Source organism: Pseudomonas sp. CCC3.1, from assembly GCF_034347405.1.
Lineage (GTDB): Bacteria > Pseudomonadota > Gammaproteobacteria > Pseudomonadales > Pseudomonadaceae > Aquipseudomonas.
The window spans coordinates 316,562-333,409 of the sequence record NZ_CP133778.1 but is presented as its reverse complement, the minus strand read 5'-3'; the positions used below and the strand labels follow the sequence as shown (position 1 = coordinate 333,409).

The 16,848-nt window shown below is 56.8% G+C and carries 19 protein-coding genes; 5 read left to right on the top strand and 14 right to left on the bottom strand.

Going from position 1 to position 16,848, the window contains the following annotated elements:
* Positions 1 to 4 precede the first annotated feature (4 nt).
* The gene (locus RHM56_RS01555; RefSeq protein WP_322237881.1) at positions 5 to 700 is read right to left on the bottom strand and encodes a PilW family protein; all 696 of its coding nucleotides are present in this window, start codon (positions 698 to 700) and stop codon (positions 5 to 7) included.
* Positions 697 to 1,149 (bottom strand): type IV pilus modification protein PilV, encoded by a 453-nt coding sequence (gene pilV, locus RHM56_RS01550; RefSeq protein ID WP_322237879.1) that lies wholly within the window; start codon positions 1,147 to 1,149, stop codon positions 697 to 699. The genes RHM56_RS01555 and pilV overlap by 4 nt, the downstream gene beginning before the upstream one ends.
* A gap of 228 nt (positions 1,150 to 1,377) precedes the next feature.
* Between pilV and RHM56_RS01545 the strand changes: the two genes are divergently transcribed.
* Positions 1,378 to 1,923, top strand: coding sequence for a GspH/FimT family pseudopilin (locus tag RHM56_RS01545; RefSeq protein ID WP_322237877.1), 546 nt, complete (start codon positions 1,378 to 1,380; stop codon positions 1,921 to 1,923).
* Here the strand turns inward: RHM56_RS01545 and ispH are convergent.
* The 6 genes from ispH to murJ form a co-directional block, all read right to left on the bottom strand.
* Entirely contained in the window at positions 1,920 to 2,867 is a 948-nt protein-coding gene (gene ispH, locus RHM56_RS01540; RefSeq protein WP_322237874.1) for a 4-hydroxy-3-methylbut-2-enyl diphosphate reductase, read from the bottom strand. The genes RHM56_RS01545 and ispH overlap by 4 nt on opposite strands.
* Before the next feature lie 65 nt (positions 2,868 to 2,932).
* On the bottom strand, positions 2,933 to 3,370 hold the full coding sequence (gene fkpB, locus RHM56_RS01535) for an FKBP-type peptidyl-prolyl cis-trans isomerase (RefSeq protein ID WP_019411874.1): 438 nt from the start codon (positions 3,368 to 3,370) through the stop codon (positions 2,933 to 2,935).
* Complete coding sequence (gene lspA / locus RHM56_RS01530) at positions 3,363 to 3,881, bottom strand: signal peptidase II (RefSeq protein ID WP_322237872.1); 519 nt, start codon at positions 3,879 to 3,881, stop codon at positions 3,363 to 3,365. Before lspA ends, fkpB begins: the two co-directional genes overlap by 8 nt.
* Positions 3,874 to 6,705, bottom strand: a complete 2,832-nt coding sequence (gene ileS / locus RHM56_RS01525; RefSeq protein ID WP_322237870.1) for an isoleucine--tRNA ligase — start codon at positions 6,703 to 6,705, stop codon at positions 3,874 to 3,876. Before ileS ends, lspA begins: the two co-directional genes overlap by 8 nt.
* Positions 6,702 to 7,652, bottom strand: coding sequence for a bifunctional riboflavin kinase/FAD synthetase (gene ribF, locus RHM56_RS01520; protein WP_322237868.1), 951 nt, complete (start codon positions 7,650 to 7,652; stop codon positions 6,702 to 6,704). The genes ileS and ribF overlap by 4 nt, the downstream gene beginning before the upstream one ends.
* Before the next feature lie 118 nt (positions 7,653 to 7,770).
* Positions 7,771 to 9,309 (bottom strand): murein biosynthesis integral membrane protein MurJ, encoded by a 1,539-nt coding sequence (gene murJ, locus RHM56_RS01515; RefSeq protein ID WP_322237866.1) that lies wholly within the window; start codon positions 9,307 to 9,309, stop codon positions 7,771 to 7,773.
* Between the two features lie 250 nt (positions 9,310 to 9,559).
* Between murJ and rpsT the strand changes: the two genes are divergently transcribed.
* The gene (gene rpsT, locus RHM56_RS01510) at positions 9,560 to 9,838 is read left to right on the top strand and encodes a 30S ribosomal protein S20 (protein ID WP_003443902.1); all 279 of its coding nucleotides are present in this window, start codon (positions 9,560 to 9,562) and stop codon (positions 9,836 to 9,838) included.
* Positions 9,839 to 10,115: 277 nt separating this feature from the next.
* On the opposite strand, the gene RHM56_RS01505 is transcribed toward rpsT, so the two are convergent.
* The 5 genes from RHM56_RS01505 to rplU form a co-directional block, all read right to left on the bottom strand.
* The gene (locus tag RHM56_RS01505; protein ID WP_322237864.1) at positions 10,116 to 10,577 is read right to left on the bottom strand and encodes a CreA family protein; all 462 of its coding nucleotides are present in this window, start codon (positions 10,575 to 10,577) and stop codon (positions 10,116 to 10,118) included.
* A 14-nt stretch (positions 10,578 to 10,591) separates the two neighbouring features.
* Positions 10,592 to 11,710 carry a glutamate 5-kinase gene (gene proB, locus RHM56_RS01500; protein WP_322241662.1) on the bottom strand — a complete coding sequence of 373 codons (1,119 nt, stop codon included), beginning with the start codon at positions 11,708 to 11,710 and terminating at the stop codon, positions 10,592 to 10,594.
* 124 nt (positions 11,711 to 11,834) lie between these two features.
* Complete coding sequence (gene cgtA, locus RHM56_RS01495; RefSeq protein ID WP_322237862.1) at positions 11,835 to 13,061, bottom strand: Obg family GTPase CgtA; 1,227 nt, start codon at positions 13,059 to 13,061, stop codon at positions 11,835 to 11,837.
* A gap of 197 nt (positions 13,062 to 13,258) precedes the next feature.
* Positions 13,259 to 13,534, bottom strand: coding sequence for a 50S ribosomal protein L27 (rpmA, locus tag RHM56_RS01490; protein ID WP_019411882.1), 276 nt, complete (start codon positions 13,532 to 13,534; stop codon positions 13,259 to 13,261).
* Between the two features lie 34 nt (positions 13,535 to 13,568).
* The gene (rplU, locus tag RHM56_RS01485; protein ID WP_026014348.1) at positions 13,569 to 13,883 is read right to left on the bottom strand and encodes a 50S ribosomal protein L21; all 315 of its coding nucleotides are present in this window, start codon (positions 13,881 to 13,883) and stop codon (positions 13,569 to 13,571) included.
* A gap of 241 nt (positions 13,884 to 14,124) precedes the next feature.
* On the opposite strand from rplU, the gene RHM56_RS01480 reads away from it, so the two are divergent.
* The 3 genes from RHM56_RS01480 to RHM56_RS01470 all read left to right on the top strand — a co-directional run bounded on the left by RHM56_RS01480 (position 14,125) and on the right by RHM56_RS01470 (position 16,097).
* A complete protein-coding gene (locus RHM56_RS01480; protein WP_322237859.1) occupies positions 14,125 to 15,093 on the top strand; it encodes a polyprenyl synthetase family protein in 969 nt (322 codons plus the stop codon).
* A 194-nt stretch (positions 15,094 to 15,287) separates the two neighbouring features.
* Positions 15,288 to 15,629: a zinc ribbon domain-containing protein YjdM gene (locus RHM56_RS01475; RefSeq protein ID WP_322237857.1), complete on the top strand. Its 342-nt coding sequence runs from the start codon at positions 15,288 to 15,290 to the stop codon at positions 15,627 to 15,629.
* Between the two features lie 195 nt (positions 15,630 to 15,824).
* Positions 15,825 to 16,097, top strand: a complete 273-nt coding sequence (locus tag RHM56_RS01470) for a hypothetical protein (protein WP_322237856.1) — start codon at positions 15,825 to 15,827, stop codon at positions 16,095 to 16,097.
* Between the two features lie 106 nt (positions 16,098 to 16,203).
* On the opposite strand, the gene RHM56_RS01465 is transcribed toward RHM56_RS01470, so the two are convergent.
* Entirely contained in the window at positions 16,204 to 16,821 is a 618-nt protein-coding gene (locus tag RHM56_RS01465; RefSeq protein ID WP_322237854.1) for an FKBP-type peptidyl-prolyl cis-trans isomerase, read from the bottom strand.
* Positions 16,822 to 16,848 lie beyond the last annotated feature (27 nt).

The following is a 16,848-nucleotide window of genomic DNA, read 5'->3' as shown; positions in this document are numbered from 1 at the left end:
TCACCTACCCCAGCCGATTTCGCAGCGCGACAACCAAGTGGTAGGACTGGTCTTTGATTCGCGCCTTGGGGTCTTGCAACGTCAGGGCAATCTTCACGCTGCGAATACTGGCCAAATTGACAGGGTTGTCTTCGTAGCGTTGAACCGACTGCCCTGTTGCTGAGCTGGCCATACCAAAGCTCATGTCAAACGCCGCTACGTTGTCCAACAGTACTGTTTTGCCAGACCCGACTTTTAACTGCCCATTCTCAAACCAGTAAATGATGTGGCGCAGTGCAAAGCTTGTCTCGCCAGGCGCCAAAGGCAAATGCTGCCCTGCATAGGCCTGCGCAGAACGTTTGCAGTCAGACACCACGGTCCAGTCGGGCCTGGTCCCCTGCAACCCGACATCCGCGCTGATAAACCTCCACGACCTTGAGCCCGCCCCCCCTTGCCAGGAGATAGGCGTTTGAAAAACCGAGGGCGCATTGATAATGCTGTCGGTCGCGATGCAACCGAACATGCCAACCATTCGAATTTCCTTGGCGATTTTGCTCAATACGAAACGTGCGTCTTCTTGCGCAACCGCAGCGGAATACTGCGCGAGGTAAGTCTGCCGCGCGCTCAAGAAAACCTGAGTGGCACCCAACACCAATAACAACCCTAACGCCAACGCGAGCATCAGTTCTGTCAGGCCAAACCCCGCATCCTGGCGTTTCATGAGGCCCTTTGCGCGGCGTCAGCCGAGAGCTGGCTGGTCAGGGTGAAGGTTTGAAGAGAGCCCGCCTCTTTGCTGGCGCGTGAATCGTCCCACTCCAGGGTGATGGCAACCTGACGCCCGCTGATAACGATGCTGCCATTGGCACTTTCCCCCCCGAACTGACGAATGTTGCGCTTGAAATCACTCAGGTCCTGGCCCAGCGCACCACTCAGGCCAATACCGCCACGGCCTGAAAAGCTGTAGTCGGCGGCAGCATTCGCGCGAATCCGGTCCAGCATGGCGTAGGCAATAAAGCTGGCCTGAGTGGTCATCAATGCACTGTCTGTGTGTTTGAGCGCATTGAGTTGTACCGCTGCGGCGCCTAACAACCCACTTGCCAGAATGACCGTCGCTACCAGCACTTCGATCAAGGTCATTCCGCTTTGCAGGCTTTTATCAGATCGAATCATGCACGCCACTCCCAAGCATTCATTTACCGGCACGTCCTGTGCCGCCATGCCAAAAGCCTAGCGCTCCAAACACGCTCCACCTGTAGGAACAGGCTGGCAAAGCTGATGGATTTATCACTTGATTGAGTGCGCTAAAAGCCCCGAATTACGGCATAAATATGATGAAACGGTTTGCGAGGCTGGCCATCCAATTGATGCGCTATACCTTTTGAAGCGCAAGGATTGCGCATGGATACGTCCAGGGAGGACGCCGTGTATCAACAAGGCATAAGCCTTATCCAGTTGCTGTTTACGCTAGCGATTGTTGCGATTACCGCTCAATTTGCGGCCCCGGCTTACAGCGTTCTGGTTGAACAGCAACGACGCCAGGCAACGGCCGAGCAATTAACCAACAGCCTGCGCAACGCGCGCACCGAAGCGTTGATACGGCATCAGTCTGTGGTGGTGCATGCAGTGGGAGAGGACTGGGGCAAAGGTTGGCGGATTATTCTGGACGTAAGTGGCAAGGGCCATCTCGATCAGAGCAACCCGGTATTAGCCGAGAGGCAAGGCAACACGCATATACCGATTGCCGGTAATACGCCGGTCAAACATTACGTTCGATTCAACCCGCTGGGTGAGCCGTTATTAAACGCAGGGGCATTTCAGGCGGGGACACTGCATATTTGCCAAGCCGAAACCGCGTTGAGCCACTACCAGGTGGTGCTCGCCAAGAGCGGCCGCATTAGCCTGCGCAGCGATCAGGCTGCGCAGGCGCTGTGCGGTCTGGTTTAAATCAGGGAGCGAACGCGCAGCTCTTTAGGCATGGAGAACGTAATGTTCTCTTCGCGGCCAGCCAGTTCGTCTGCACCGGTTGCGCCCCAAGCGTGCAACTGCTGGATCACACCACGCACCAGCACTTCAGGCGCCGAAGCCCCTGCCGTGATACCAATGCGCTCGACACCGTCAAACCAGCTTTTCTGCAGGTCTTCGGCACCATCAATCAGGTAGGCAGGCGTTGCCATGCGCTCGGCCAGCTCACGCAAACGGTTGGAGTTGGAGCTGTTCGGGCTCCCCACCACCAACACGACATCGCACTCGTCGGCCAGTTGTTTGACCGCGTCCTGACGGTTTTGCGTGGCGTAGCAGATGTCATCTTTACGCGGGCCGCCGATGGCCGGAAAGCGCGAGCGCAGCGCGTCGATGACACGGCTGGTGTCATCCATCGACAAGGTGGTCTGGGTCACAAACGCCAATTTTTCAGGGTTGTTGACGTGCAGATTAGCCACATCTTTTTCGTCTTCGACCAGGTAAATCGCACCGCCATTACTGGCGTCGTACTGGCCCATGGTGCCTTCCACTTCCGGGTGACCGGCATGGCCGATCAGGATGCACTCGCGACCGTCACGGCTGTAGCGCGCGACTTCGATGTGCACCTTGGTCACCAGCGGACAGGTGGCATCGAATACTTTGAGCCCGCGGCCTGACGCTTCGGTACGCACGGCCTGGGAAACGCCGTGAGCACTGAAGATCACGATGACGTCGTCCGGCACTTGATCAAGCTCTTCGACAAAGATCGCGCCACGGGAGCGCAGGTCTTCGACGACAAATTTGTTGTGCACCACTTCGTGGCGAACATAGATAGGCGGACCGAAGACTTCCAGAGCGCGATTGACGATTTCAATCGCTCGGTCCACCCCAGCGCAAAAGCCACGGGGGTTGGCGAGTTTGATGTGCATGCTAGGCCTCGTGGGTCGCGCAGAAAAATAATGCCAATCAGGCCCGGCACGCGCCGGGCACTGAATTACAGCGCTTTAACGTCTTTGATTTCCACGTCGAAGGTCAGGGTTTTACCTGACAACGGGTGGTTGAAATCGATGGTCACTTGTTCGTCGTCAAACGCTTTGACTACACCCGGCAGCTCGGTGTTGGCCGCGTCATTGAAGATCACCAGCAAGCCTTCGGACAAGTCCATGTCTTTGAACTGCGAACGAGGGATGATCTGCACGTTTTGCGGGTTGGGCTGGCCGAACGCGTTTTCTGGAAGGATCTCCAGCGTGCGCTTGTCACCCGCCTTGAAGCCGAACAAAGCCGCTTCAAAACCTGGCAACAGGCTGCCATCACCGACCTTGAAGGTGGCCGGGGATTTGTCGAACGTGCTGTCGACGGTGTCGCCATTCTCCAGGCGCAAAGCGAAATGCAGAGTGACTTCCGTGTTCTGGCCAATACGTTGCTCAGTCATGAGCCGGTTCTCCAGACTTTTTACTTTTAAACATATCCAGTGCCAGCATCACGGCGCCTACACAAATCGCGCTGTCGGCGAAGTTGAAGGCTGGGAAATACCAGCGATTTTGCCAATGCACCAGAATGAAATCGACCACATGGCCGTACGCAATGCGGTCATACAGGTTGCCCAATGCACCGCCCAAAATCAGCGCCAGCGCAATTGCCAACCACGTGTCATTACGTCCAAGACGCTTGAGCCAGACAACCAGCACCGTACTGACCACTATCGCGATCACGGCGAAAAGCCAACGCTGCCAGCCTGCACTGTCAGCCAAAAAGCTGAAGGCTGCGCCCGTGTTGTAAGCCAGTGTCCAACTGAACAGATCGGGGATGATCACGATCTGCTGGTACATCTGCAAGGCGTTGTCGAAATAGACCTTGCTGGTCAGGTCAATGACCAGAACCAGCACAGTCAACCAGAGCCAGCCCAGGCGCCCGAAGCGCCCGGCAGTGCTGGTGTTAGGCATAGTGACGTACCTCGCCAGCGCCGCTGATGTTGTCGACGCAACGGCCGCAGATTTCCGGGTGCTCCGGGTTCACGCCGACGTCTTCACGGCAATGCCAGCATCGCGCGCACTTGGCGTGTGCCGACTTGACCACTTTGAGTTTGAGACCAGCAACTTCGGTGACCACGGCATCAGCCGGCGCTTGCGCAAATGGCGCGACGCTGGCAGTGGAGGTGATCAGTACAAAGCGCAGTTCGTTGCTCAGCTTAGACAGGTCGGTTGCCAGGTCATCTTCGGCAAACAAGGTGACTTCAGCCTGCAAGTTGCCGCCAATGGCCTTGGCCGCGCGCAGGTTTTCCATCTCTTTGTTAACCGCAACCTTGACCGCCATGATCCGCTCCCAGTAGGCGCGGTCCAGCTCGGTGCCTTCCGGCAACTCGCTCAGGCCTTCATACCAGGTGTTGAGCATGACCGATTCGTTGCGCTCGCCCGGCAGGTATTGCCACAGTTCGTCGGCGGTGAAAGACAGGATCGGAGCGATCCAGCGCACCAGCGCTTCGCAAATATGGAACAGCGCGGTCTGGCACGAACGGCGGGCCTTGCTGTCGGCGCCAGTGGTGTACTGACGGTCCTTGATGATGTCGAGGTAGAAACCACCCAGCTCCTGCACGCAGAAATTGTGCACTTTGGAGTACACGTTCCAGAAGCGGTATTCGCCGTAATGCAACTCCAGCTCACGCTGCAGCAGCAATGCACGGTCTACAGCCCAACGGTCCAGTGCCAGCATTTCATCGGCAGGCAGCAGGTCAGTGGCCGGGTTGAAGCCAGTCAGGTTGGAAAGCAGGAAGCGCGCGGTGTTACGGATGCGTCGGTAAGCGTCCGCACTGCGTTGCAGGATCTGGTCAGACACCGCGATTTCGCCCGAGTAGTCGGTCGAAGCCACCCACAGACGCATGATGTCAGCGCCCAGCGTGTCGTTGACCTTCTGCGGCGCAATCACGTTGCCCAACGATTTGGACATTTTGCGACCGGCTTCGTCCACGGTGAAACCGTGAGTCAGCAGTTCGCGGTACGGCGCGTGGTTGTCGATGGCGCAGCCGGTCAGCAACGAAGAGTGGAACCAGCCACGGTGCTGGTCAGAACCCTCGAGATACAGATCGGCACGCGGGCCGGTCTCGTGACCCATCGGGTGCGAACCGCGCAGCACGTGCCAATGCGTCGTACCGGAGTCGAACCACACGTCCAGGGTGTCGCTGATTTTGTCGTACAGCGGCGCTTCGTCGCCCAACAACTCGGCAGCGTCCAGCTTGAACCAGGCTTCGATGCCTTCGACTTCAACGCGCTTGGCCACTTCTTCCATCATTTCGACGGTACGTGGGTGCAATTCGCCGCTTTCCTTGTGCAGGAAAAACGGAATTGGCACGCCCCAGTTACGCTGACGCGAGATGCACCAGTCAGGACGATTGGCGATCATCGAGTGCAGGCGCGCCTGGCCCCAAGCCGGAACAAACTGGGTGTCTTCGATCGCCTGAAGTGCGCGAGTACGCAGGGTATCGCCCGTCGTTGGCTCTTTGTCCATACCGATAAACCACTGCGCGGTAGCGCGGTAGATCAGCGGCGTTTTGTGGCGCCAGCAGTGCATGTAGCTGTGGCTGATGGTTTCGGTGAACATCAGCGCGCCGACTTCGATCAGCTTGTCGATGATGTTCTGGTTGGCCTTCCAGATGAACTGGCCACCGAAGAATTCCAGCGACGGCACATACACACCGTTGCTTTGAACCGGGTTGATGATGTCGTCGTTGACCATGCCATAGGCTTTGCAGGTCACGAAGTCGTCTACGCCGTAAGCCGGTGCGGAGTGAACCACGCCGGTGCCCGCGCCCAGTTCAACGTACTCAGCCAGATAGACTGGCGACAGACGGTCGTAGAACGGGTGACGGAAGTTGATCAGTTCCAGTGCCGAACCGGTGGTGGTCGCGATCACTGAACCTTGCAGGTTGTAACGAGCCAGACTGGATTCGACCAGTTCTTCAGCCAGCACCAACAGTTTGTCGCCCACGTCGACCAGCGCGTAGGTGAATTCCGGGTGCACGTTAAGCGCCTGGTTAGCCGGGATGGTCCACGGGGTGGTGGTCCAGATCACGATCGATGCCGGTTTGCTCAGCGCTGCCAGGCCAAAAGCTTCGGCCAGCTTGGCTTCATCAGCCACCGGGAAGGCAACGTCGATGGCCGCAGACTTTTTGTCCTGATACTCGACTTCAGCTTCGGCCAGGGCCGAGCCGCAGTCGAAGCACCAGTTCACAGGCTTCAGGCCTTTAAACACAAAACCGCCTTTGACGATTTCGGCCAAGGCGCGGATTTCACCGGCTTCGTTTTTGAAGTCCATGGTTTTGTACGGGTTGGCAAAGTCGCCCAGTACACCCAAACGGATGAACTCAGACTTCTGGCCTTCGATTTGCTCGGTCGCGTACGCACGGCACAGCTCGCGGGTTTTATCCGCAGGCAGATTTTTACCGTGAGTCACTTCAACCTTGTGCTCAATCGGCAGGCCGTGGCAGTCCCAGCCAGGCACGTACGGCGCATCGAAACCCGACAGGGTTTTCGAACGCACGATCATGTCTTTCAGAATTTTGTTGAGCGCATGACCGATGTGAATCGTGCCGTTGGCGTACGGAGGACCGTCGTGAAGTACGAACTTCGGACGATCCTTGCCAATCTCGCGCAACTTCCCGTACAGGCCAATGCTGTCCCAGCGCTGCAAAATTTGCGGTTCGCGCTGTGGCAGGCCGGCCTTCATTGGGAAGGCTGTGTCCGGAAGGTTTAGCGTGGCTTTGTAGTCGGTCATTTCAGGCTCTTTTTAAGCGGTTGACCCAGCCAAAAGGCTCGGGCGGCGGCGACGTCCGCATTGATCGCCGTCTTGAGCGCCTCCAGGGAGGCAAAACGCTGCTCATCACGCAGCTTGTGGTGGAATGCCACGGTCAAACGCTGGCCATACAAATCGCCAGCGAAATCCAATAGATGTACTTCAAGATGGGCGCTGCCATCCCCTGCTACGGTCGGCCGGACACCAATATTAGCGACACCGGGCCAGGTTTTTCCGTCGATCTCAACGCTGACCAGATACACCCCGGTCAACGGAACACGACGTCGCTTAAGCTGGATATTGGCCGTTGGCGTGCCTAATTGGCGCGCCAGTTTCTGGCCGTGCAATACCCTGCCTGCGATTTGAAATGGACGCCCCAGCAAACGTTCTGCCAAGGAGAAATCGGCGCTGGCCAAGGCATCGCGCACCTTGGTGCTGCTGATGCGCACGCCATCAAGCTCAACGGTTTGTGCGGCTTCGACGGTAAAGTTTTGCATGACGCCCGCTTGTTGCAGGAAGTCAAAATCACCCACCCGGTCGCAACCAAAACGGAAATCGTCACCGACCTCCAGGTGCTGCACACCGAGACCGTCGACCAAAATCGTGTCGACAAATTCGGCAGCGCTGAGCTTGCACAGGCGTTGATTGAACGCCAGGCACAGCACCCGATCAACCCCTGCGTCAGCCAGAAGCTGAAGCTTGTCGCGCAGGCGAGCCAGACGCGCCGGAGCGGTTTCGGGGGCAAAGAATTCGCGCGGCTGCGGCTCAAAAATCACCACGCAGCTGGGCACACCCAACTCCAGTGCACGTTCACGCAGTCGCTCCAGGATTGCCTGGTGACCACGGTGTACACCGTCAAAGTTGCCAATAGTGGCGACACAGCCCCGATGTTGGGGCCGCAGATTGTGAAGGCCTCGAACCAGCTGCATAACGCGCTTCTTGCTCATAAAGTGGCCGATTATAACCACACCCAGCCCGTGACGACAGGCAACAGCGCAAGGCAAATCAGGTCAAATCGACAAAATCGACGTTTGACCGCAATTTTCCTTACATCAGAGACTTGCGGGCGAAATCCTTCAAACGCAAGCCCAACAGCAATAACATGCCGAAATAAGCCAGCACCCCAGCGACAACCAAACCACCCAGACGCATAAAGCGCTCAAGCATGTGGCCGTGATCCCACGCGGGCATCAGCTGCATCAACCCAATCAATACCGCCGACATCACTGCGACCGCCAGCACCAGCTTGAACAGGTACTGGGTCCAGCCGGGCTGGGCGATATACAGCTTTTGCTTGCGCAACTGCCAGAACAACAGACCGGCGTTAATACACGCGCCGACGCTAATGGCCAAGGCCAGACCTGCGTGCTGCAACGGCACAATAAAGACCAGGTTGAGCAATTGCGTGACCACCAGGGTGAACACTGCAATTTTTACGGGAGTGCGGATGTTTTGCTGGGCATAGAAGCCGGGCGCCAGCACCTTGATCAGAATAAGCCCGAGCAACCCCACCGAATACGCCACCAACGCGCGCTGAGTCATGGCCGCATCCAGCGCACTGAACTCTCCGTACTGAAACAGCGACACGGTCAGCGGTTCAGCCAGAATCGCCAAAGCCAGCGCACACGGCAGCACCAGCACAAAACACAGGCGCAGCCCCCAATCGAGGATCCTTGAGTATTCCTGGCGGTCTTTGCTGGCGTAGGTCTTGGACAGTGTCGGCAGCAGGATTGTGCCCAGCGCCACACCCAGCACGCCCGATGGCAGCTCCATCAAACGGTCTGCGTAGTACATCCATGACACCGATCCGGCCACCAGAAAAGAGGCAAAAATCGTGTTAATGATCAGGGAAATCTGACTGACTGAAACCCCCAGAATGGCTGGCAGCATCTGCTTCATCACCCGCCAAACGCCGGTATCGCGCAGATTGAGGCGCGGCAGCACCAGCATCCCGATTTTCTTCAGGTGTGGCAGTTGAAACAGCAATTGCGCCAAGCCACCGGCCAGCACCGCCCAGCCCAACGCCATGACCGGTGGGTCAAAGTAGGGCGTCAGGAACAAGGCAAAAATAATCATGCTGACGTTGAGCAGCGTCGGCACAAACGCCGGTACCGAAAAGCGGTTCCAAGTATTGAGGATGGCCCCCGCCAGCGATGACAAAGAGATCAGCAATATATAAGGAAAGGTCACCCGCAACATTTCGGAGGTGAGCTGGAACTTCTCCGGCGTGGTGGCAAACCCCGGCGCTGTGGCCCAGATCACCCAAGGTGCGGCAAGCATCCCCAAAATGGTCACGATTGCCAGCACCAAGGTCAGCAGCCCGGCGACGTAAGCCACAAACGTGCGTGTCGCCTCTTCACCTTGCTGGCTTTTGTATTCGGCCAAAATGGGGACAAACGCTTGTGAGAAGGCTCCCTCGGCGAAAATCCGGCGCAGCAGATTGGGTAATTTAAAGGCAATAAAGAACGCATCCGTGGCCATTCCGGCACCAAACGTGCGCGCAATAATGGTGTCTCGGACAAAGCCCAGAACCCTTGAAATCATGGTGATAGAGCTGACGGCAGCCAACGATTTGAGCAAATTCATTGAAAGAGTTTTTGCCTTTAGAGAAAGAGCAGGCGAACAAAGCGCCCACTTATGCGATACTGCGCGCCGCAACAGCACAGAGCCAAGCTCGCGAGTTTACAGGTCAAGCGCCGGAAATAAATCTCCCGTCTCCCTCGATCAACCACTCAGCGGATCGTATCAATCGCCCTTGACAAGAGTTGTCGTCATCGGCATGATTCGCGGCCTATTTTGTTTGTTAATTCCCAAAAGTCTTTCGAGGAGCTCGACGGTGGCCAACACACCTTCCGCCAAAAAACGTGCAAAACAGGCTGAGAAGCGTCGCAGCCACAACGCCAGCCTGCGTTCCATGGTTCGTACCTACATCAAGAATGTAGTTAAAGCCATCGACGCAAAAGACGCTGCTAAAGCGCAAGCTGCTTATGTTCTGGCTGTTCCTGTTATCGACCGCATGGCCGATAAAGGCATCATCCACAAGAACAAAGCCGCTCGTCATAAGAGCCGCCTGAATGGCCACGTCAAGGCGTTGAACCTTGCGACTGCCGCTTAAGCGATAAGCTTTTAAAAAACCGACCTCAGGGTCGGTTTTTTATTGCCTGAAAATTGATCTCGATCCTGTAGCCGCTGAGGAGCGCAGCGAGGCTGCGATCGGCGGCATAGCCGTCGCAAACCATAAGGTTGCGACCATCCAGACTGAAGGCGTGCGCTGAATTTGCGACCGCTTCGCGCTCGAACGCAGCCTCGCCGCGCTCCTCAGCGACTACAAAAAACAGGGAAAAGCAGGCAATAAAAAACCGCGAGAGACGCGGCTTTTTTATTTAAGAGCACTAGCTTTGTGGCCACGGCAGAATCGGTATGGCAGTCACCGCATTCTGCGGACTGCCTTCGATCAGGCGGTCGCTGTACACCAGGTACACCAGCGTATTGCGCTTCTTGTCGAGGAATCGTACGACCTGCATGGTTTTGAAAACCAGCGAGGTGCGCTCCTTGAACACTTCCTCGCCATCCTTCAAGTCACCTTTAAAGCTGATCGGACCGGTCTGACGGCACGCCAGCGAAGCCTCAGCGCGATCTTCAGCCAAACCCAGACCACCTTTCATACCGCCAGTCTTGGCTCGCGACAGGTAGCAGGTCACGCCATCAACCTTAGGATCATCGAACGCCTCGACCACAATGCGGTCGTTTGGCCCAACAAATTTGAACACCGTCGAGACCGTGCCAATCTCCTCGGCCGACGCCAACAATGGCACCGCCAAGATCAAACCCAACAGACCGCTTATCAAGCGCATGCAACACCTCAGTTTCAAACCAGAATCAGGTTATCGCGATGAACCAGTTCAGGCTCCGCCATGTAACCCAACAAACTGACAATCGCTTCTGACGACTGCCCAATAATTTTTTGCGCTTCAGCAGCACTGTAGTTGGCCAAGCCACGGGCAATCTCCCGCCCATCTGGCGCCACGCACACCACCATCTCACCACGACGGAAGCCACCCTGCACCGCCTTGACACCTACAGGCAGCAAGCTTTTATGCCCTTGAGACAGCGCCAGCACGGCGCCATCATCCAGCACCAAGGTGCCGCGAGTCTGCAAGTGCCCGGCCAGCCACTGCTTGCGCGCAGCCAGCATGCCACGCTCAGGCGACAGCAACGTCCCCAGACGCTCACCCGCTTTCAGGCGATCAAGCACACGCTCCAGACGACCGCCGACGATAATCGTGTGCGCCCCTGAACGGGCTGCCAGGCGCGCCGCACGCAACTTGGTCTGCATGCCACCACGACCAAGCGCACCGCCCGTACCGCCCGCGACCGCATCCAGTGCCGGATCATCGGCACGTGCTTCGTAGATCATCTTGGCATCAGGGTTGTTACGCGGATCAGCATCAAACATGCCGTCACGGTCGGTCAGGATCACCAGCAAGTCAGCCTCGACCAGGTTAGCCACCAGCGCCGCCAGCGTGTCGTTATCACCAAAGCGAATTTCATCGGTGACCACGGTGTCGTTCTCATTGATGACCGGAATCACACCCAACTCAACCAGAGTACGCAAGGTACTGCGGGCATTCAGGTAACGCTTGCGGTCAGACAGGTCGTCATGAGTCAGCAGAATTTGCGCCGTGTGCCGCGAGTGCTCAGCAAAGCTCGACTCCCAGGCCTGCACCAGCCCCATCTGACCGATGGCAGCCGCCGCTTGCAGCTCGTGCATCGCACTGGGTCGAACCAACCAGCCCAAGCGGCTCATACCGGCAGCAACCGCACCCGACGACACCAGCACCAACTCGACGCCCGCCTCATGCAAGGCCACCATCTGCTCAACCCAAACGCCCATTGCTGCGCGATCCAGGCCCTTGCCATCTGCTGTCAGCAATGCGCTGCCGATCTTAACGACCCAACGCTGCGCACCTGTCACCTTGCTCCGCATCATCATCCAACCTATGCCTGAGAGCAGCGCGACCGAGCGCCACCCATGGAATTATTCTTGATTACCGTTTCACAGATACCAAAACGCCGCTCAATTGAGCGGCGCTGTAGTTTACTGCAACGAATCAGTCGCGGACGTAAATGATTTCTGGACCATCTTCGTCTTCAACATCTTCTTCGTCCCAATCATCATCACCCATGTCATGGACGCTCTTCACGCCGCTGCGACGCAGGGCACGCTGATCATCCAGCGCTTGCAGCTGTGCACGCGCCTCGTCTTCGATGCGCTGATCAAGCTCGGCCAACTCTTCTTTGTAAGCCGGGTCATTGGCCAGACGGTCAGCACGATCTTCAAGATAGCGCATGATGTCGTGGCACAGCTTGTCGGTACCGATTTTGGCAATCGCCGAAATCACGTACACAGGGCCGGTCCACTCAAGACGATCAACCACTTCTTTAACGCGAGCGTCATGCTCTTCTTGCGGCAACGAATCGCACTTGTTCAGCACCAACCAACGATCACGTTCTGCCAGCGCAGGGCTGAACTTGGTCAGCTCGTTAACGATGACTTCAGCAGTATCAGCAGCGCTGTCAGTGCCCTCAACCGGCGCCATGTCCACGAGGTGCAACAGCAAGCGGGTACGCGACAAGTGCTTGAGGAAACGAATCCCCAGGCCAGCACCATCCGAAGCACCCTCGATCAAGCCAGGAATATCGGCAATCACGAAGCTCTTCCAGCGGTCGACACTGACCACACCCAGGTTTGGTACCAAGGTAGTGAACGGGTAATCCGCCACTTTTGGCTTGGCCGCAGACACCGCACGAATAAAGGTACTTTTGCCAGCATTCGGCAAGCCCAGCAGACCCACGTCTGCCAGCACTTTCAATTCCAGCTTGAGATCACGCTGCTCACCCGGCTTACCCGGAGTGGTCTGGCGTGGAGCACGGTTGGTACTGGATTTGAAACGGGTGTTACCCAAACCGTGCCAACCGCCATGCACCACCAGCAAACGCTGGCCCGCCTTGGTCAAGTCACCAATGATTTCTTGAGTACCGGCGTCAATCACCGTGGTACCGACTGGCACACGCAGAACCAGGTCTTCACCTTTGCGGCCCGTGCAATCAGTGCTGCCACCGTTAGAGCCACGCTGCGCGTCGAAGTGACGGGTGTAGCGGTAATCAACCAGGGTATTGAGGTTTTCGTCGGCGATCATGTAGATCGAGCCACCATCACCCCCATCACCACCGTTCGGACCACCGTTTTCGATGAACTTCTCACGACGGAAACTCATGCAACCGTTACCACCGTCGCCTGCTTTTACTTTGATCGATACTTCATCTACAAACTTCATAACAAAACACGCCTCTCGTCATCAGGACGAGCCGATAAAAACCAAGACATAAGACTCTTGCAAAAATGAGCGCAGCGACCTCAATCAACGACCGTTAAATCCAGCGCCAACAGCCCATACAAACAGTTTTGCAAGAGACTCACCCCACAAACGAAAAAGCCCCGTCGCAAGACAGGGCTCTTCCAGCTACCAAGCTTTTACGCTGCGACGACTTCAGTCTTCGGAACGATGCTTACGTAGCGGCGACCGAAGGCGCCCTTAACCTGGAACTTGATCACGCCTTCCACTTTCGCGAACAGGGTGTGATCTTTGCCCATACCAACGCCGTAGCCAGCGTGGAATTGGGTGCCGCGCTGACGCACGATGATGTTGCCCGGAATGATAGCCTGGCCGCCATACATCTTCACGCCAAGGCGTTTGGCTTCTGAGTCGCGACCGTTACGGGTACTACCACCAGCTTTTTTGTGTGCCATGAGTCAATTCTCCTAGTGAGGAATTAGGCTGAAATTAAGCCTGAATACCGGTGATTTTGATCTCGGTGTACCACTGGCGGTGGCCCATACGCTTCATGTGGTGCTTACGACGACGGAACTTGATGATGCGGATTTTGTCGTGACGACCTTGGGAAATCACTTCAGCAACAACAGTGGCGCCAGCAACAACTGGAGCGCCGATGTTTACGTCATCGCCATTGGCGACCAACAGAACGCGATCAAAAGTTACGGATTCGCCAGTAGCGACTTCCAGTTTCTCGATCTTCAGGTATTCACCTGGTGCTACTTTGTATTGCTTGCCACCAGTAACGATTACTGCGTACGACATGGTATTTCTCCGATAATCCTGCTCACCCAGCGCTTTATAGGTAAAGGTATTGGCTGGCATGGCTGCATGGGGCTGGAACGGCCCAAGTGCAATTGCGTAAGGCAGGTGCTGCCCAGGAAGTTCAGGGTGCGCGATTGTACGCAAGGTGCGTTCGGGTTGCAAGTGGCCGCCCATCGCGCCTTGACAGGCCCAGCCCCCCGACCTAGCATGCCGCGCAACCCTTCTGGAGCACCTGTCGCTGATGCAACCCCAAGCTTTCTACCGCGCGGTGGCGGACGATTTTAGCGCCGTCGACGGCATCATCAAGAAACAGCTGACTTCACGTGTGCCGCTGGTCTCAAAAATCGGCGACTACATTACTTCGGCCGGCGGCAAACGCCTTCGTCCTTTATTAGTGTTGCTGTGTGGCAAGGCCCTGGGTCGCGAAGGCGATGACCTGCGCCTGCTCGCCGCCACTATCGAGTTCCTGCACACCGCGACCCTGCTGCACGACGACGTAGTCGACATGTCCGGCATGCGCCGCGGCCGCAAGACCGCCAATGCCACGTGGGGCAACGCTCCCAGCGTATTGGTCGGCGACTTCCTGTACTCGCGCTCCTTCGAAATGATGGTTGAGCTGGGCTCGATGCCAGTGATGAAAATCCTGTCGAAAGCCACTCGCATCATTGCCGAAGGCGAAGTGTTGCAGCTGTCCAAAGTACGGGACGCCAGCACCACCGAAGAAACCTATATGGAAGTCATTCGCGGCAAAACCGCGATGCTGTTCGAGGCGTCGACCCACAGTGCCGCAGCGCTGGCCGGTGCAACGCCCGAGCAAAGCGAAGCGCTGCGTACCTTTGGCGACCACTTGGGCGTGGCGTTCCAGTTGGTAGACGACCTGCTCGACTACCGTGGCGACGCTGAAGCGCTGGGCAAAAACGTCGGCGATGACCTGGCAGAAGGCAAGCCGACCTTGCCGCTGATCTACACCATGCGCGAAGGCACCCCGGAGCAAGCCGCTCTGGTGCGCACAGCCATCCAAAAAGGTGGCATTGAGGACCTCGAAAACATCCGCGCAGCCGTCGAAGCTTCGGGCTCGCTGGACTACACCGCACAGCTGGCGCGCGATTTCGTCGCCCGCGCCATTGCCTGCCTTGAAGTCTTGCCACCAAGCGAATACCGCGATGCACTGGTTGAGCTGAGTGAGTTTGCGGTAGCCCGCACCCACTGATTGGCCATCACCCCTTGTAGTCGCTGCCACAGGCTGCGATAAGAGCCGCAGGACCTTCAAACATTGAGGGTCGCTGCGCAACCCATCGCAGCCTGACGGCAGCGGCTACAGAGTTCGCTGTGCTTCACCCCCTTCAGCACAAAAACCCTATATAATGCGCGCCTTTTAGCCACCCTGACACTTAAGGAGCTTTAGTGAGCACGTTGCCACCCTGCCCAAAATGCAATTCCGAGTACACCTACGAAGACGGCGCTCAGTTGATCTGCCCGGAATGCGCCCATGAGTGGTCCGCCAGCGGCGACGCCGAAGAAGCCAGCGATGCAAAAGTCTACAAAGACTCCGCAGGCACGGTCCTGAACGACGGCGACACCATCACCGTGATCAAAGACCTGAAAATCAAAGGCACGTCACTGGTCGTCAAAGTCGGCACCAAGGTCAAAAACATCCGCCTGTGCGATGGCGACCACGATATCGATTGCAAAATCGACGGTATCGGCCCAATGAAGCTCAAGTCCGAGTTCGTGCGCAAGGTCTGATTCGGCTGCCTTTCTTCCTGCGTTTAGCGCAGGAAGGGGCGACTTCCCCCGCTATACCCCCTCGCAATATCAAAAAGCCAGCCGCTTTGACTCACGACAGTTTTTACCTGAAAAAAAAAGAAATCTGCCAATAGGCACTTGCTATTAAATGAATAAGAATTATTCTCATTGTCATTCATCGAGGAGATGACGACCATGACTTATTTAATTGATGCTTGGCTGGACCGTCCACACCCCTACCTGAGAATCCTGCACCGGGAAACCGGAGAAGTCTGTGCGGTACTGGAGGAAGAAGCGCTCAACGAGCTACAGGATCAGGGCGACCTGGATTTCAACGGCCTCAACTCAAGCGAGCCGATGGTGCTCAAGGAGTTGGTGCGCAATCTGTTTCTGTTTTGCTATGCCCGGGCATTGCGCCCCATGGGTACGGCTGACACTCACGAACATCACGCCAAAATAGAAATATGACCGCACGATGCTGAACGGCCCTATAGGAGCGAGCTTGTTTCGCGAGCTTTTAAAAGATCAAAAGATCGCGAGGCAAGCTCGCTCCTACAGCTAGAGCGCTGTGTTCTTACAGAACGTCCAGCAGCTCAACGTCGAATACCAGCACGCTGTGCGGAGCAATGCTGCCAACGCCTTGGGCGCCGTAAGCCAGTTCGCTCGGCACGTAGATGCGCCATTTGCTACCGGCGTTCATCAATTGCAGGGCTTCAGTCCAGCCAGCGATCACGCCACCGACCGGAAACTCGGCTGGCTGACCACGATCGTAGGAGCTGTCAAACACAGAACCGTCGATCAGGGTGCCGTGGTAGTGAACACGCACGGTGTCTTCACGGCTTGGCTTGGCGCCTTCGCCAGCGGTCACAACTTCGAATTGCAGACCGGAAGCCAGGGTGGTGATGCCGTCTTTCTGGGCGTTTTCAGCCAGGAAAGCCTTGCCTTCGCCAGCGGCAGCTTCTGCCTTGGCAGCGGCTTCAGCTTGCATGATCTCGCGGATCACTTTGAAGCTGGCCGACATTTCTTCTTGGCCAACACGGCTTTCCTTGCCTGCGAACGCGTCGGTCAGACCAGCCAGGATTGCATCCAGGCTAATGCCCGGCGGCGGGTTTTCGCGCAACTGGTCGCCCAGTTGACGGCCAATGCCGTAGCTAACGCGGGTTTCGTCGGTCGACAGATTTACTTCGGACATAACACTGCTCCGTTGTAGGGCGATCAA

Coding starts and splice junctions, on each gene's coding strand:
- RHM56_RS01555 (WP_322237881.1), bottom strand. CDS start 700: ATGAAACGCCAGGATGCGGGGTTTGGCCTGACAGAACTGATGCTCGCG.
- pilV (WP_322237879.1), bottom strand. CDS start 1,149: ATGATTCGATCTGATAAAAGCCTGCAAAGCGGAATGACCTTGATCGAA.
- RHM56_RS01545 (WP_322237877.1), top strand. CDS start 1,378: ATGGATACGTCCAGGGAGGACGCCGTGTATCAACAAGGCATAAGCCTT.
- ispH (WP_322237874.1), bottom strand. CDS start 2,867: ATGCACATCAAACTCGCCAACCCCCGTGGCTTTTGCGCTGGGGTGGAC.
- fkpB (WP_019411874.1), bottom strand. CDS start 3,370: ATGACTGAGCAACGTATTGGCCAGAACACGGAAGTCACTCTGCATTTC.
- lspA (WP_322237872.1), bottom strand. CDS start 3,881: ATGCCTAACACCAGCACTGCCGGGCGCTTCGGGCGCCTGGGCTGGCTC.
- ileS (WP_322237870.1), bottom strand. CDS start 6,705: ATGACCGACTACAAAGCCACGCTAAACCTTCCGGACACAGCCTTCCCA.
- ribF (WP_322237868.1), bottom strand. CDS start 7,652: ATGCAGCTGGTTCGAGGCCTTCACAATCTGCGGCCCCAACATCGGGGC.
- murJ (WP_322237866.1), bottom strand. CDS start 9,309: ATGAATTTGCTCAAATCGTTGGCTGCCGTCAGCTCTATCACCATGATT.
- RHM56_RS01505 (WP_322237864.1), bottom strand. CDS start 10,577: ATGCGCTTGATAAGCGGTCTGTTGGGTTTGATCTTGGCGGTGCCATTG.
- proB (WP_322241662.1), bottom strand. CDS start 11,710: ATGCGGAGCAAGGTGACAGGTGCGCAGCGTTGGGTCGTTAAGATCGGC.
- cgtA (WP_322237862.1), bottom strand. CDS start 13,061: ATGAAGTTTGTAGATGAAGTATCGATCAAAGTAAAAGCAGGCGACGGT.
- rpmA (WP_019411882.1), bottom strand. CDS start 13,534: ATGGCACACAAAAAAGCTGGTGGTAGTACCCGTAACGGTCGCGACTCA.
- rplU (WP_026014348.1), bottom strand. CDS start 13,883: ATGTCGTACGCAGTAATCGTTACTGGTGGCAAGCAATACAAAGTAGCA.
- RHM56_RS01480 (WP_322237859.1), top strand. CDS start 14,125: ATGCAACCCCAAGCTTTCTACCGCGCGGTGGCGGACGATTTTAGCGCC.
- RHM56_RS01470 (WP_322237856.1), top strand. CDS start 15,825: ATGACTTATTTAATTGATGCTTGGCTGGACCGTCCACACCCCTACCTG.
- RHM56_RS01465 (WP_322237854.1), bottom strand. CDS start 16,821: ATGTCCGAAGTAAATCTGTCGACCGACGAAACCCGCGTTAGCTACGGC.